General features: G+C 69.2%; 10 protein-coding genes. 5 read left to right on the plus strand and 5 right to left on the minus strand.

Annotated elements, in window-relative coordinates; translation table 11 throughout:
- Positions 1-605, minus strand: a 605-nt coding sequence (locus V6M37_RS17955; RefSeq protein WP_332675642.1) for a branched-chain amino acid transaminase, incomplete at its 3' end; no start/stop codon positions are given.
- Between the two features lie 285 nt (positions 606-890).
- Between V6M37_RS17955 and V6M37_RS17960 the strand changes: the two genes are divergently transcribed.
- Genes V6M37_RS17960 through mnmA form a run of 3 tightly spaced genes read left to right on the plus strand, consistent with a single transcriptional unit; the run spans position 891 to position 3,141 of the window.
- Positions 891-1,346 (plus strand): NUDIX hydrolase, encoded by a 456-nt coding sequence (locus tag V6M37_RS17960; RefSeq protein ID WP_332675643.1) that lies wholly within the window; start codon positions 891-893, stop codon positions 1,344-1,346.
- 12 nt (positions 1,347-1,358) lie between these two features.
- Entirely contained in the window at positions 1,359-2,027 is a 669-nt protein-coding gene (locus tag V6M37_RS17965) for a hypothetical protein (protein WP_332675644.1), read from the plus strand.
- 16 nt (positions 2,028-2,043) lie between these two features.
- On the plus strand, positions 2,044-3,141 hold the full coding sequence (gene mnmA, locus V6M37_RS17970; RefSeq protein ID WP_332675669.1) for a tRNA 2-thiouridine(34) synthase MnmA: 1,098 nt from the start codon (positions 2,044-2,046) through the stop codon (positions 3,139-3,141).
- A gap of 59 nt (positions 3,142-3,200) precedes the next feature.
- Here mnmA and V6M37_RS17975 read toward each other — a convergent pair whose 3' ends face one another.
- The 4 genes from V6M37_RS17975 to glnE form a co-directional block, all read right to left on the minus strand.
- Positions 3,201-4,130, minus strand: coding sequence for a hypothetical protein (locus tag V6M37_RS17975; RefSeq protein WP_332675645.1), 930 nt, complete (start codon positions 4,128-4,130; stop codon positions 3,201-3,203).
- Positions 4,131-4,248: 118 nt separating this feature from the next.
- Positions 4,249-4,701 carry a SixA phosphatase family protein gene (locus V6M37_RS17980; RefSeq protein ID WP_332675646.1) on the minus strand — a complete coding sequence of 151 codons (453 nt, stop codon included), beginning with the start codon at positions 4,699-4,701 and terminating at the stop codon, positions 4,249-4,251.
- 87 nt (positions 4,702-4,788) lie between these two features.
- Positions 4,789-6,291, minus strand: a complete 1,503-nt coding sequence (locus tag V6M37_RS17985) for a CYTH and CHAD domain-containing protein (RefSeq protein WP_332675647.1) — start codon at positions 6,289-6,291, stop codon at positions 4,789-4,791.
- A gap of 86 nt (positions 6,292-6,377) precedes the next feature.
- Positions 6,378-9,074, minus strand: coding sequence for a bifunctional [glutamate--ammonia ligase]-adenylyl-L-tyrosine phosphorylase/[glutamate--ammonia-ligase] adenylyltransferase (gene glnE, locus V6M37_RS17990; RefSeq protein ID WP_332675648.1), 2,697 nt, complete (start codon positions 9,072-9,074; stop codon positions 6,378-6,380).
- Between the two features lie 211 nt (positions 9,075-9,285).
- Between glnE and V6M37_RS17995 the strand changes: the two genes are divergently transcribed.
- Both V6M37_RS17995 and V6M37_RS18000 read left to right on the plus strand, forming a co-directional pair.
- Positions 9,286-13,119 carry a YhdP family protein gene (locus V6M37_RS17995; RefSeq protein ID WP_332675649.1) on the plus strand — a complete coding sequence of 1,278 codons (3,834 nt, stop codon included), beginning with the start codon at positions 9,286-9,288 and terminating at the stop codon, positions 13,117-13,119.
- Positions 13,119-13,979 carry a carbon-nitrogen hydrolase family protein gene (locus V6M37_RS18000; RefSeq protein WP_332675670.1) on the plus strand — a complete coding sequence of 287 codons (861 nt, stop codon included), beginning with the start codon at positions 13,119-13,121 and terminating at the stop codon, positions 13,977-13,979. The genes V6M37_RS17995 and V6M37_RS18000 overlap by 1 nt, the downstream gene beginning before the upstream one ends.
- Positions 13,980-13,985 lie beyond the last annotated feature (6 nt).

The raw sequence follows: 13,985 nt of genomic DNA on the forward strand, positions 1-13,985 counted from the left end.
ACGAAGAGGTTCTCGCCGGAGCCTTCGGCGACGAAGCCCTGCGTGTCGAGCAGCAGCGCCTCGTCGTAGCCGTCCTCGGTCGCCTCGAGGTTCGCGAGGATCGAGTTCGCGTAGCTGCCGGACATCTTCGCGCGCGGCATCGTGACGTTGACGTGATGGCGGGCATACGACGACGTCTTGATGCGGATGCCCTTCTCGAGGCCTTCCTCGCCGAGATAGGCGCCCCACGGCCATGCGGCGATCGCGACGTGCACGGTCGCGCCGCGCGTCGAAATGCCCATCTTCTCCGAACCGTAGAACGCGAGCGGACGCAGGTAGCACGATTCGAGCTTGTTCGCGCGCACGACCTCCTTCTGCGCCTCCATCAGCTCGTCCTTCGAGAACGGAATCGCCATCCGGTAGATCTTCGCGGAGTTGATCAGGCGCTGCGTGTGCTCGGCGAGTCGGAAGATCGCGGTGCCCTTGTCCGTGTTGTACGCGCGTACGCCCTCGAAAACGGCCAGGCCGTAATGCAGGGAGTGGGTCAGGACGTGCGTCGTCGCCTCGCGCCAAGGCACGAGCTTGCCGTCCTGCCAGATGAAACCGTCGCGGTCGGACATGGACATGTTGCAGTTCTCCAGCGGAATGAGGGTGAGAAAAGCGCTCGCGCGGGGGCGGGCGAAAGCTCGCGATTTTAGCGCAAAGCCGGTACGTCTTGCCGATTTCGGCGCGACCTTCGTCTCGCAGATCTGCGGTCCGTCGCGGGCGTTTTCCGCGTATACGCGAGCCGTGGCGATAGCCGTGGCGCCCGCCGGACATCGGGCTCCTTCCGCCGCCCCGTCGCAGTCCCGCCGAGCACGGGCGAGAACGCGTTTCGCACGGTAAAATTGCCGCTTTTGAAGACTTTCGCCATGGACAGAGCCTGGAAGCCGAATGCCACGGTCGCAGCGGTCGTCGAGCGCGACGGCCGTTTTCTCTTCGTCGAGGAAGAAACCGCCGACGGCTTGCGCTTCAACCAGCCGGCGGGGCACCTCGAAGAGGGCGAGTCGCTGGTCGCGGCGGCGGTCCGTGAAGCCCTCGAGGAAACCGCGCACCGCTTCGAGCCGGCGTTTCTCGTCGGCGTGTACCAGTGGCAGGTGCCGAACGGCGGTGTGACCTACCTGCGTTTCGCGTTCGGCGGCAGCGTCGTCGGCGGGGCGTCGGATCGCAAGCTCGACGACGGTATCGTGCGCGCGGTGTGGATGACGCGCGACGAACTCGGCGCGTGTGCCGACCGCCATCGCAGTCCGCTAGTGCTGCAATGCGTCGACGACTGGATCGCGGGGCGGCGCTATCCGCTGGAGCTGATCCGGCACTATCCGTCCTGACGGCGGCGGCCGATGTGGCGCCTGCTGCTCGTGCTGATGCTGTTCGCGCCGCTGGCCGCGCGGAGCGCGGAGGCGGTGGACGTCTGCTTCAATTACGGCTGCGCCGGCGGGTCGCGGGTCGCGTTTTCCGATGCGCGCCTGCGGGAAGTTCGCGCGCTGCTCGCCGATGCGTCCGATGCGGCGGCCGAACGCGACGCGATCGCCGCGGCCGTCGGGAGGATGTACCGCATTGCCGCCGGGCAGTCGCCGATTGGCGCCGACCGTGCGGGCAATTACCTCGACGGCGGCGTGGTCGGGCGGATGGACTGCATCGACCATTCGACGACGACCGGGCGCTTCCTCGCGCTGCTCGAGTCGCGCGGATGGCTGCGTTTTCATCGCGTCGCCGAGCCGGCGCGGCGCACGCGGATCATCTTCCAGCATTTTTCCGCGGTCATCGAAGAGACGGGCCCCGCGGCGCCCGAGCCCGAGCGGGAGCGCGACCACGTGCCGCTGTCGCTCACGCGGTGCGACTGTCAGAATGACGAGGAATTTCCTCGCATCCGCGAGCCCGAAATGCAGCCGCCGCAGCAAGTCGCGAGGCGCTTTGCCGTCGACAGCTGGTTCGTCGAGCCCGGCGAGCCCGCGGTCTTGCTGCCGCTGCAAGAATGGATGAATGGAGAAGGACCGAATGTCCAGTAAGACCGATCCGAACGGAATGAAGGTGGTCGTCGGCATGTCCGGCGGTGTCGATTCGTCGGTGACCGCGCTGCTGTTGAAGCAGCAGGGGTACGACGTCGTCGGCCTGTTCATGAAGAACTGGGAGGACGACGATGACGACGAATACTGCTCGGCGCGCCAGGACCTGATCGACGTCGCGTCGGTGTGCGACGTGATCGGCATCGACCTCGAAGTCGTCAACTTTTCGGCCGAGTACAAGGACCGCGTGTTCGCGGATTTCCTGCGCGAGTACGAGGCCGGCCGCACGCCGAACCCGGACGTCCTGTGCAATTCCGAGATCAAGTTCCGCTGCTTCCTCGACCACGCGATGGCGCTCGGCGCGGAGCGGATCGCGACCGGTCACTACGCGCAGGTGCGTGAATGGGTCAATGACGGACGTAGCGAGTACCAACTGCTGAAAGCCGAGGACGGCACGAAGGATCAAAGCTATTTCCTGTACCGGCTCAACCAGCAGCAGCTCGCGAAGACGCTGTTCCCGCTCGGCGGCCTGTACAAGCGCGAGGTGCGCCGCATCGCCGCGGACGCGGGCCTGCATGTCGCCGAGAAGAAGGATTCGACCGGGATCTGCTTCATCGGCGAGCGGCCGTTCCGCGAATTCCTGATGCGCTACCTGCCGACGAAGCCGGGCGAGATCCGCTCGCTCGACGACGACCGTGTCGTCGGCGAGCACCAGGGGCTGATGTACCACACGATCGGTCAGCGCAAGGGGCTGCATATCGGCGGCATCAAGGGCAGGCAGGACGAGGCCGGCGAGCATGACGCGTGGTACGTCGCCGGCAAGGACGTGAAGGCGAACGTGCTCCACGTCGTCCAGGGGCATGAGCATCCGGCGCTGCTGAAGACGCGGCTGACCGCGGCGGACCTCAACTGGATCAGCGGTCGCGACCCGCACACCCACTGGGTGTATACCGCGAAACCCCGCTACCGCACGCCCGACATGCCGTGCGAAATCGAATCGGTCACCGGCGGGCGCGCCGAAATCGTGTTCGCGCAGCCGCAATGGGCGCTGACGCCCGGGCAGAGCGTCGTCGTGTACGAATCGAAGGTGTGCCTCGGCGGTGGTGTGATCGTCTGAGCCGGCCCCCGTCGGGCGGCCGCGGACGGACCCCCGCTGCCGCTACCCGACGCGCGGTGTCACGACGCGCTCGGCGACCGCCGGTAGCGTTCGTGGAGCCGGCGCAGATAGTGCTCGCACGCCTCGAAATACTCGCGCGTGCTCTTGGGCATCGGCACGCGCGCCCGGGTGATGTAGCCGATGAGGTCGCGGCCCTGGATGATCAGGCGAAGGCCGTCGGCCGCGAGCTGCAGATCCTCGGCCGATGTCGCGCCCGCAAGGCGCGGGGCGAACGCGCCGAGCCGCTCGCTGGCGACCGCGAAATCCGCCCAGACGTCGAAGATCGCCGGGTCCGTGCGCAGCGTTTCGCATTTGATTTTCGCGGCGTCGGTGAAGCGCACCGCCAACTCTTCGATGCCATCGAACAGCCGGTGCCCGGCGAAGGTCTTGACGATGACGTTGCCGATCCGGTCGATGTCGCGCAAGGTTTGCGCGATCTTGATGTAGCGGCTCTGGTAGAACGCGTCGACCGGAATCGAGAACGCGCGGAAAGGTTCGCCCCACAGTTCGTCGATCCCTTCCTCGCCGCTGCGGTGCAGCACGCGGCGGCCGAAGTCGAGCGCTTCCTGCAGACAGACGCCGCACTCGCGCATCAGCGCGTTGTCGTCGTCGATCTCGACCCCGAGCTCCTGCAACTCCATCAGCTTGTTGAAGATGTCGGCCGCGCGATTGAACAGCGCGCCCGCGAGCATCGCACCCTTGACCCGCTTGTGCTCGAGGTCGGATTCCGCTTCATATGCGCGCCGGGCTTCATCCAGGCGTCGGCCGGGAATGTTGATGCCGTGTTCGACGTGGTTGAACAGGCGGCGCGTGAGGGCTTCGATGAGCTGTTTTTTCGCCCGCAACGTATCGGCGGGGGGATCGTAGGCCTTGATCCAGTAACCGTCGTAGAAGACGCGCTCTTCTCCGTCGATGACGCGCACGGTGCCGTTTGCGATCGGTGCATTCATTGGCGGGCTGCTTGTCGGGGGAATGATCGACAGTGTAGGCAGGAATCGATCCGTTGTGCAGCGCAAGATTGCGTGTGTGCGCTTCCCGCTGCCCGAATTGGGGAAGGTCGCCGCGGCGTCAGACGAGGTCGGGCGGGACGACCGCGCGCAGGACGGTCTGTGTCTCGCCGTTGCGAACCCGGTTCGTGAACCACCACAGCGCGCCCTTCTTGATCGTCCAGTCCGCTTCAGTGCCCGACAGCAGCAGCGCGGCGAGGCGGCCGAGCGCGGGCTGGTGACCGACGACGAGGCAGGCGCCGCGGGAGTCGGGCCAGCCGGTCGCCGCGAGAATGTCCGCGACGCCGCCTTCGGGGCTGAGCGACGGAACGACTTCGAACTCGCGGGCGAAGGCTATCGCCGTTTGCCGCGTGCGCACGGTCGGGCTGGCGAGGACGTGCAGACGTTTCGGGCGCCGCTCCTCGAGCCACGCGGCCGTCCGCTGCGCCTGTTTCAACCCGCGTTCCGTGAGTTCGCGTGCGGCGTCGGGGCTCCCCTCGACCGCTTCCGCATGACGCCATAGCAGCAGATCCATTGCCTGTTCCCTGTCGAAAAACGGAACAGCATGCACGCGGCGGATTGCGCGCCGATGACGCCGCACCGGGCGGCGCTGAAACTCGGATCAGCCGCGCAGGCGCGGCGGATCCGACAGGAGCGGTTCGAGGTCCCGCAGCGCCCGTCGCGCCATGCGCCGCTGGCGGTGCCCGTGCCACCCCGCGACGAACGCGGCGGCGGCGGCCCGGTCCGGCTCCGCTTTCGCCCAGCTCGCGAGCCGCCGTCGCGCAACATCCACGTCGTGGACAAACCCGAGCCGGCTTTGTGCCTTCGACAGGTCCCGGAGATAGCGCTCACCGTCCTTCGTCCGCATCAGCGGCGCGAAGAACTCGGCTGCGTAGCGCAAGCGTTTGACGGCGAGCCGCAGCGCGTGCAGGTGCGCGGGTGCGCCGTCCCGGGCGGCGGCGTGACGCTTGCGGGCCTTCCCGTGCAGGCGTTTCAACTGTGCTTGCGCGAAGGTGCTCAGGTCCGTGTCCCCGCCAGCGTCGGGGGGCGTCAGCGAGTGCAGCGCCGCAGTGAGATCGATCAGCAGGCGGCCCTGCGCGGGAGCGAGCCCGTCATGCGCGGCGGCGCGAGCCCGGGCATTCGCGGTTCGCGCGAGCTCGAGCAGGTGATCGAGCCCGTAGTCGGCGGCTTCTGCCGCGACGGCGGCGACGGGCGCGAGGATCTCGTCGTGGAGCACGTCGAGCTCGCGAACTTCGGTGAACCGGTCGGCGTTTTCCTTCAAACGGCTGCGCCACTCGGCAACGAATTCGGCGGGCAGCGCGGGCGCGAACAGGGAGAGCAGCGAACGCAGCCGCCGCAGCGCGACGCGCAGCTGATGAACGAACTCCGGGTCGCCGTCGACGGCTGCGCCCGCCGCATTCGCCTGCCATTGCCGCACGCACGAAAACGCGAGCGCGCGAAATGCTTCCAGCGGACGCTGGCTGCCGTCGATCCGCGGCGCCGACGCGGACACCGGTTGCAGCGGCTCGCCGAGGTGCAGGCGAAACCCCCGCTCGGCCTTGCTGGCGTCGTTCGGCCACAGCGGAAGTTCCTCGGCAAGACGCCGGGCGAGTTCCAGCAGATCGAGCGCGCTGCCTTCGACGAGTTCGAGTTCGAGCTCGCAGATCGGTTCGCGGCGCTCGCCGGCGATCACTTCGCCGCTGTCGATCATCATCAGGATGCGCACATCGTCGGATTTGTGCAGGCGGGTCTCGCGCCGGAAACGCGTCGAGAACACCGGGACGAGTTCGGCTTCGTGGCGCAGCAGCCGCTTCTGCACTTTCGGCGCATCGATCGCCGAGAAGTCGAATTTGCCGGCGAAGGTTTGCTCCCACTCCGGCCGCGCGGTCAGTCCGCCGACCGATTCGGCCGCGCACTTCACCGTCTGCAACAGCCGGCGCCCCTGACGGCGCGTGCGCACGGCGACCTTGTCGGCCTTCAGCGAGAGGTCGGGCGTGTCGAAGTACGTGTTGTCGAGCGTCGCCGCCTTGCCCTGTTTTGCACCGCCCGAGAAGAGCGGATGGCGGCGCAGCGCGGGCAGGGCCTCGGGCGGCAGGCTCAGTTTCAGTTCGATTTCCTGGCTCATCGGATGACCGGCCGGCAGTTGACGGAGACCGATCTTAGCCGGCGCTCCGGCGCGCCGTCATGCTTGCCGGCGCGTCATGAAATATTTCAGTTCCCGTCGTCCGGGGCGTCGCCGAAGATCGACGCCCACAGCGCTTTCACTGGCGCGCGCGCGGCCCCGACTTCCTCCGGCGCGACCCGCGAAGGCTGCCCATTGAGCCGTTGCCGATGCTGCAGCCGGCGCAGCAGGCGGTAGCTGTCGCCGCAGCGGGCCGCGAGATCGGCCGGAATCAGACCGATCTCGCCGGCGATGCGCAGCAGCGCGATGTTCCCGAGGTTGCCCGTCAGTTGCGGATTCTCGTGCGCATGGCCGAGCACGAAGTACTGCACGAGGAATTCCACGTCGACGAGGCCGCCCGCGTCGTGCTTCAGGTCGAAGAGCGGACTCTTTCCCGCATGGGCGTCGCTCATCTTGCGGCGCATCGCGAGGACGTCCGCCCGCAGCGTGGCGAGATCGCGCGGCAGCCGTAGCACGTCGCAGCGGATGTCGTCGAACGCGGCGCCGATCGCCGCGTCGCCCGCGGCGAAGCGGGCGCGGGTCAGCGCCTGGTGCTCCCACACCCACGCCGATTCGAGCTGGTATTGGCGGAAGGACTCGACCGAGGTCACGAGAAGTCCGGCGTCGCCGTTCGGCCGCAGCCGCAAGTCGGTTTCGAACAGGATGCCCGCGGCGGTCTGGCTCGACAGCCAGGTGTTGAGGCGCTGCGCTAGGCGCGCATAGACTTCGCCGGTTTCGGGCGCGTCGTCGAAGAGGAACACGAGGTCGAGATCCGACGCGTAGCCGAGCTCCTTGCCGCCGAGCTTGCCATACGCGATGACCGCGAATTTCGGCGCGTCGCGATGGCGCGTCTTGATCTTGCGCCACACCAGCGGGACCGCGAGTTCCAGCATCAGGTCGGCGAGCGCCGAGAGGTGGTCGGCGAGTTTCTCGACCGTCAGCAGGCCGGCGATGTCCTGAGTCAGCAGCCGGAACACCTGCGCGTGATGCTGCTCGCGCATCACGTCCATCTGCCGCTCCATGTCGGGCTCGAAGCTCTCCAGCGTCTCGCGCAGCCGCGCGCGCAGACCGTCCCAGTCCGGCGCGGTGTGGAGATTCCGGTCGTCGAGCAGTTCGTCGAGCAGGATCGGGTGGCGCGTGAGGTACTGCGCCGCCCAGCGCGAGGCGCCGACGAGGTCGGCGACGCGGCGCAGCGCCTGCGGGTACTGCTGCAGCAGCGCGAGATAGGCGCCGCGGCGGCTGATCGCCTCGATGAGATCGAGGCAGCGCGACAGCGTGTCGTCGGGACCGGGCGTCGCGGCGGCGACTTCGACGACGCGCGGCATCAGCGCGTCGAGCCGGCTGCGGATGTGGTTCGGCAGCTGCTGGTAGCGCGTGCTCGAATGCAGCGCCGCGAGCCGGCGCGCCGCGGCGGCCGGGTCGGCGTAGCCGAGGCGTTCGAGGATCGGCGCCGCGTGTTCGACGTCGCCGGCCGACGCCCACATGCTGTCGAGGGTGTGGGCTTCCTCGCTGGGGTCGCCGAAGACATGGTCGAAATGCCGGCTCACCGCCGTGCGGTGGCGGTCGACGACTTCCATCAGCGCGCTCCAGTCGGGGAAGTTCATCGCGCGGACGATGCGCCCGCGGTCCTCGTCGTTCGTCGGCAGGTCGTGCGTCTGCGCGTCGTCGAGGTACTGCAGCCGATGTTCGAGCCGGCGCAGGAAGTCGTACGCTTCGGCGAGTTCCGCGACGACCCGCGGCGCGAGAATGCCGCGTTCGCCGAGCAGCGCGAGCACTTTCAGCGTCGGGCGCACCTGCAGTTCCAGTTCGCGTCCGCCGCGGATCAGCTGGAAAACCTGCGCGGCGAACTCGATCTCGCGGATGCCGCCCGGGCCGAGCTTGATGTTGTGCACCCGGTCGCGCCGTGCGACTTCGCGGCGGATCTGTGCGTGCAGCGCGCGCATCGCGTTGATCGAGCCGTAGTCGAGGTACTTGCGGAACACGAACGGGCGGGCGATCTGTTCGAGCTCGTGGTAGCGCTCGCCGGCGAGGACGCGTGCCTTAATCCACGCGTAGCGTTCCCATTCGCGGCCCTGCGTGATGAAGTAGTTCTCGAGCATGTCGAACGAGCACACCAGCGGCCCGGAATCCCCGTTCGGGCGCAGCCGCATGTCCACGCGAAACACCTGCCCGTGTTCGGTGACCTCCGCGAGCGCCTGGATCAGCTGCTTGCCGAGGCGCTCGAAGAACTCGAAGTTGCTGATCACCTTGTTGCCGCCGGTGTTGCCGTCCTCGGGGTAGATGAAGATCAGGTCGATGTCCGACGACACGTTCAGCTCGCGCCCGCCGAGCTTGCCCATGCCGACGACCAGCAGTTCCTGCTCCCAGCCCGTCTGCGACAGCGGCGCGCCGTAGCGCGCGACGAGTCCGGCGCGCAGCACTTCCTCGGCGCGGCGGATCGCCACTTCGGCAAGGAGCGACATCGCGCCCGTGACTTCGGCGAGATCGGCCCGACCGGCCAGATCCCGCACCATCACGTGGCAGATCACCCAGGTGCGCAGATGCCGCAGGCTCGCGCGCAGCCGCGGCTCGTCGGTGCCGCGCTCGTCGAGGAACGCCTCCATCGCGTCGCGGTCCAGCGGTTGCGCGAGCGAGGCGAGGAGCCGGTCGGCGAGCCACGGCCGGCTGTCGAGCATGCGCGCGAGAAAACGGGAAATGGACGCGGCGCGGCGGAGATCGTCGGCGAGCTGCGCGGAATCGACGGACATGAGGGGCGGGTTCCCGTTCGTTGGTAGAATGCCGGGCTCCATACGCCGGATGACTGCGCGGAGGCGGTGGACATGGAGCGGATTGTAGCCAAGCCAGCCCGGTTCCAGTCGTGCAGCACGTCGGCCCGGTTTCTTCGAGATGAACGCTCCCTCAGTCCTTTCAGCGACGCAACGCGCAACTCCCGCGGCAGCCGGCCGAAAATTCCTGCGCGTGCTCGCGACGGTCGCTGTCGTTCTCTTCTTCGTCGCGGGCGGGTTGTTCCTGTTCGTGCGCGACGTGATGCTGCCGCGCGCCGACCAGTACCGCGCGCAGATCGCCGGCGCGATCGGTGACGCGGTCGGGTTGCCGGTCTCGATCGACGCGCTGTCCGGGGATCTCTCGGGATGGCATCCGCGTCTGCATCTGTCCGGCCTGCTGCTTCTCGATCGCGCCGGGCGGCCCGCGCTGCGTCTCGACGCCGTCGACGCGACGATCGCGTGGTCGTCGCTGCTGCGCGGCCAGCCCCATTTCCAGCGCCTCGAAATCCGGGGTCCCGAGCTCGCGCTGCGCCGCGAAGCCGACGGCCGCGTCTTCGTCGCCGGCATCCCGATCGAACCCGGCGGCGAGGGAGGCGGCTTTTCCGACTGGCTGCTCGGGCAGCGCGAGATCGTCATCCGCGACGCGGCGCTGACCTGGTCCGACGCGCAGCGGACGGCGCCGGAATTGCGGCTCGACCGCGTGAATCTGCGCCTGTCGCACGTCGGCGGACGCTACCGTTTCGGCCTCCAGGCGCAGCCGCCCGCGGGCCTTGCGGGCGCGCTCGACGCGCGCGGCGACATCGTCAGCCGGGAACCGGCGGACCCTTCGACCTGGTCCGGCAAGCTCTTCGTCGCACTCGACCAGACCGACCTCGGCGCATGGCGCGCATGGGTCGATTATCCGGTCGAGCTCACCGGCCACGGCGGTCTGCGGGCGTGGTTCGGTCTCGCACGCGGCCAGCCGACGACGTTTGCCGCCGACTTCGCGCTCGCCGGCGTGGCGACGCGCCTCGGCGCGGAACTGCCGGAGCTGAAGCTCGCGAGTGCGCGCGGCGCGGTCTCGGGAACACGCGATGCGCGGGATGCGCTGACGCTCGCGACGCGCTCGCTCGAACTCGTCACCGCCGACGGCCTGCGGGTCGAGCCGACGGATGTCGACCTCGTGTTGCGGGAGCGGATCGACGGCGCGTACCGCGAAGGCGAACTCGAAGCGAACCGCCTCGACCTCGGCGCGCTCGCCGGGCTCGCCGCGCATCTGCCGTTCGATCCCGGCGTCCGCAGTCGCCTCGCCGCGTTCGACCCGCGCGGCCGGCTCGACGCGTTGCGCCTGACGTGGCGCGGACCGCTCGAAGCGCCGGTCGCGTGGTCGCTGAACGCCCGTTTCCACGCCATCGGGTTCGGCCCGCAGGAACGCCTCCCGGGTCTGTCGGGCTTTTCCGGCGAGATCGCCGGCGACGAGCGCGCCGGGCGCTTCCGGCTCGCCGGCGAGGACGCGGCGCTGGAGATGCCGGCGGTGTTTCCCGAGCCGCGCCTCGCGTTTTCGCGGCTGCGCGTCGACGGGGGCTGGGCGCGGCGCGACGGGCGGCTCGAGATCGCGCTCGACAGCGCGAACTTCGAAAACCCGGATGCCGCCGGCAGCGCGTCCGGGCGCTACCGTTTCACCGACGCCGGGCCCGGCGAGATCGACCTTTCCGCCCGCCTGACGCGTGCCAACAGCCGCTCCGTCTGGCGCTACCTGCCGCACGTCGTCAACGACGACACGCGGAGCTGGCTTCGGCGCAGCCTGACCGGCGGCGTCGTCCCCGACGCCCGGCTGCGGCTGAAGGGAAACCTCGCCGACTTCCCGTACGCCGATGGCAAATCGGGCCAGTTCCTCGTGACGACGCGTGTCGCTGGCGCCCGGCTCGACTACGCGGAAGGCTGGCCGGCGATCACCGACATCGACGGCGAAATCCGCTTCGAGGGTCCGCTGATGCGGATTTCGGCGCAGCGCGCGCGCATCTTCGACGTCGCGCTGAACGGGGTCGTCGCCGAAGTGCCGGAACTCGGCGCCCGACACGGCGAGATCATGACGGTGCGCGGGCGCGCGAGCGGCCGGACGGCGGGGTTCCTGCGCTTCGTCGCCGAAAGTCCGGTCAGCGGGCGCATCGGCGGTTTCACCGACGGGATGCAGGCCGAGGGCGTCGGCGCGCTCGACCTGAAGCTCGTGATGCCGCTGCACCACGTTTCCGACACCACGGTCAAAGGCGAGTACCGATTCACCGAAAACCGGCTGAAGCTCGTCGACGCGCTGCCGCCGCTCGCGGATGCCGCGGCGACGGTGCGTTTCACCGAGAAGGACCTGACGATTCCGGAAGGGCGCGCACGGCTGTACGGCGAACCGATGCAGGTGACAGCGGCGACGGCGAAGGACGGCGGGGTCACGTTCCGCGCGAGCGGCGCGGCCGCGGTGCAGGCGGTGCGCGTCGCGCACGAGTGGCCGGCGCTCGCGCACCTGTCGGGCTCCGCGCCGTGGCAGGCGGCGATCGATGTCGGGCCGAAGGGCTCGCGCGTGACAGTGCAGTCCGATCTCGTCGGCGTCGCATCGAGCTTGCCCGAACCGCTGAACAAGAGCGCGACGACGAGATGGCCGACGAGCGTCGAGCTCGAGTTCCCGGCGGGCGGCGCGCGCGAGGTCGTCCGGGCCGCACTCGACGACCGCGGACAACTCGAAGTCGTCCGACGGCGCCAGGGCGCGGAATGGGTCGTCGAGCGCGGCGGGTTCGCGTTCTTCACCCCGCTGCGCACCGCGGAGCGCGGCGTGCTGGTCGCCGCGGAACTCGACGAGTTCGATCTCGACGGCTGGCGCGACGTGTTCGACCCCGAGCCCGCGATCGACGCGCAGGAAGAACAGGCGGGCGAGGCGGACGCGCCGCCGCTCGCCGGCATCGACCTGCGCGCGAAACGCGCGCGCGCGTTCGGGCAACCGTTGTCGGCCCTGAACCTCACCGCGCAGACGACGCCGGCCGGCTGGAAGGGACGCGTCGCGAGCCAGGAGGTCGAAGGCAGTTTCGACTGGCGCGACGCCGGCGAAGGGGCGTTGCGCGCGCGGCTGAAGCGCTTGGCGATCGGCGCGGACGACGAAGCCGGCAAGGCTGCGCCGAACGAAGAACCGGCTGCCGGCGCGGACGCGGACGAGTCCCCGCGGCGCCTGCCGGAGCTCGACATCGTCGCCGAGCAGTTCCGTGTGCGCGGCATGGAGCTCGGGCGCCTCGAATTGCAGGCGCGCAACCGGCGCGACCTGTGGCATCTCGATTCACTCGCGGTGTCGAATCCGGACGGACGCTTCACCGGCACCGGGCAGTGGCGTCCCGGCGCACGGCCGCTCACGGAACTCGACTTCCGCCTCGAGGCGCACGACATCGGACGCTTCGTCGCGCGTCTCGGCTACGAGCAAGCAGTGCGGGGCGGGGACGCGGTGCTCGCCGGCAAGTTGCGCTGGCGCGGCGCGCCGACGCAGATCCATTACCCGTCGTTGTCCGGTTCGCTGACGCTGGACGCGGAAAACGGCCAGTTCCGCAAGCTCGAGCCGGGCATGGGGCGCCTGCTCGGCGTGCTGAGCCTGCAGGCGCTGCCGCGGCGGCTCACGCTCGACTTTCGCGACGTGTTCAGCGAAGGATTCGCCTTCGATCGCATTTCCGGTAGCATCGACGTGACTGCCGGCGTGATGCGAACCGACGACCTGCTGATCCGCGGCCCCGCTGCACGGATCCAGATGCGCGGCTCGGCGGACACCGAGAAGGAAACCCAGGACCTGCGCGTGACCGTTCAGCCGACGCTGTCCGAGTCGGTCGCGATCGGGGCCGCGGCCGGACTGATCAACCCCGTGGCAGGCGTCGTCGCCTATGTCGCGCAGAAGGCGCTCAGCGACCCAATCGAAAGGCTGTTCGCGTTCGACTACGCGATCACCGGCAGTTGGGACGACCCGAAAGTCGAAAAACTCGCCAACCGCGCGCAAGACGGCAAGCCCCCAACCAGGCAGGAATGATGAGCGTGAGCCAGTCCACCCCGCTGTCCTCTCCGGTTGCGCCGGCCGAACCGGCGCCCCTGTTCCGTGTCGCCGCGATCCAGATGGTGTCCGGTCCCGACGTCGCCGAGAACCTGCGCACTGCGGGCGAACTGGTCGCCGAAGCGGTCGCCGCTGGCGCGCGACTCGTAGCGCTGCCCGAGTATTTCCCGCTCATCAGCCCAGACGAAACCGCGAAGGTCGCGATGCGCGAGCGCGACGGCGCAGGGCCGCTGCAGGACTTCCTGCGCGAAGCGGCGCTGCGGCACCGCGTCTGCCTCGTCGGCGGGACGATCCCGCTCGTCGCCGACAGCGACGGCAAGGTGCGCAACAGCACGCTCGTCTATGACGAACGCGGCGAGCGCGTCGCGCGTTACGACAAGATCCATCTCTTCGGTTTCCAGAAGGGGGACGAGCGCTACGACGAAGCCGCGACGATCGAACCGGGCCGCGACGTCGTGACGTTCGACGCCGACTGCGGCCGCGTCGGGCTGTCGGTATGCTACGACCTGCGCTTTCCTGAGCTCTTCCGCGCGATGGGCGACGTGAGCCTGATCGTGCTGCCGGCGGCGTTCACCTGGACCACCGGCCGCTCGCACTGGGAAGTGCTGCTGCGCGCGCGGGCGATCGAGAACCAGTGCTACGTGCTCGCGCCGGCGCAGGGCGGCAAGCATCCCGGCGGGCGTGTGACCTGGGGGCACAGCCTCGTCGTCGACCCGTGGGGCGAAGTGCTCGCGTGCCGCGACGAAGGGCCGGGCGTCGTCTGCGCGGACCTCGACGCGTCCCGGCTCGCGGCGGTGCGGGCGAATCTTCCCGCGCTGCGCCACCGTTGCCTGACCTGAGCGCGC

The sequence above is a fragment of the Aromatoleum sp. genome, assembly GCF_036675785.1.
GTDB lineage: Bacteria > Pseudomonadota > Gammaproteobacteria > Burkholderiales > Rhodocyclaceae > Aromatoleum.

Excerpts from the sequence above, each read along its gene's own strand:
- V6M37_RS18000 (WP_332675670.1), top strand. The coding sequence starts at position 13,119 with ATGAGCGTGAGCCAGTCCACCCCGCTGTCCTCTCCGGTTGCGCCGGCC.
- V6M37_RS17975 (WP_332675645.1), bottom strand. The coding sequence starts at position 4,130 with ATGAATGCACCGATCGCAAACGGCACCGTGCGCGTCATCGACGGAGAA.
- V6M37_RS17965 (WP_332675644.1), top strand. The coding sequence starts at position 1,359 with ATGTGGCGCCTGCTGCTCGTGCTGATGCTGTTCGCGCCGCTGGCCGCG.
- V6M37_RS17980 (WP_332675646.1), bottom strand. The coding sequence starts at position 4,701 with ATGGATCTGCTGCTATGGCGTCATGCGGAAGCGGTCGAGGGGAGCCCC.
- V6M37_RS17985 (WP_332675647.1), bottom strand. The coding sequence starts at position 6,291 with ATGAGCCAGGAAATCGAACTGAAACTGAGCCTGCCGCCCGAGGCCCTG.
- glnE (WP_332675648.1), bottom strand. The coding sequence starts at position 9,074 with ATGTCCGTCGATTCCGCGCAGCTCGCCGACGATCTCCGCCGCGCCGCG.
- V6M37_RS17960 (WP_332675643.1), top strand. The coding sequence starts at position 891 with ATGGACAGAGCCTGGAAGCCGAATGCCACGGTCGCAGCGGTCGTCGAG.
- mnmA (WP_332675669.1), top strand. The coding sequence starts at position 2,044 with ATGAAGGTGGTCGTCGGCATGTCCGGCGGTGTCGATTCGTCGGTGACC.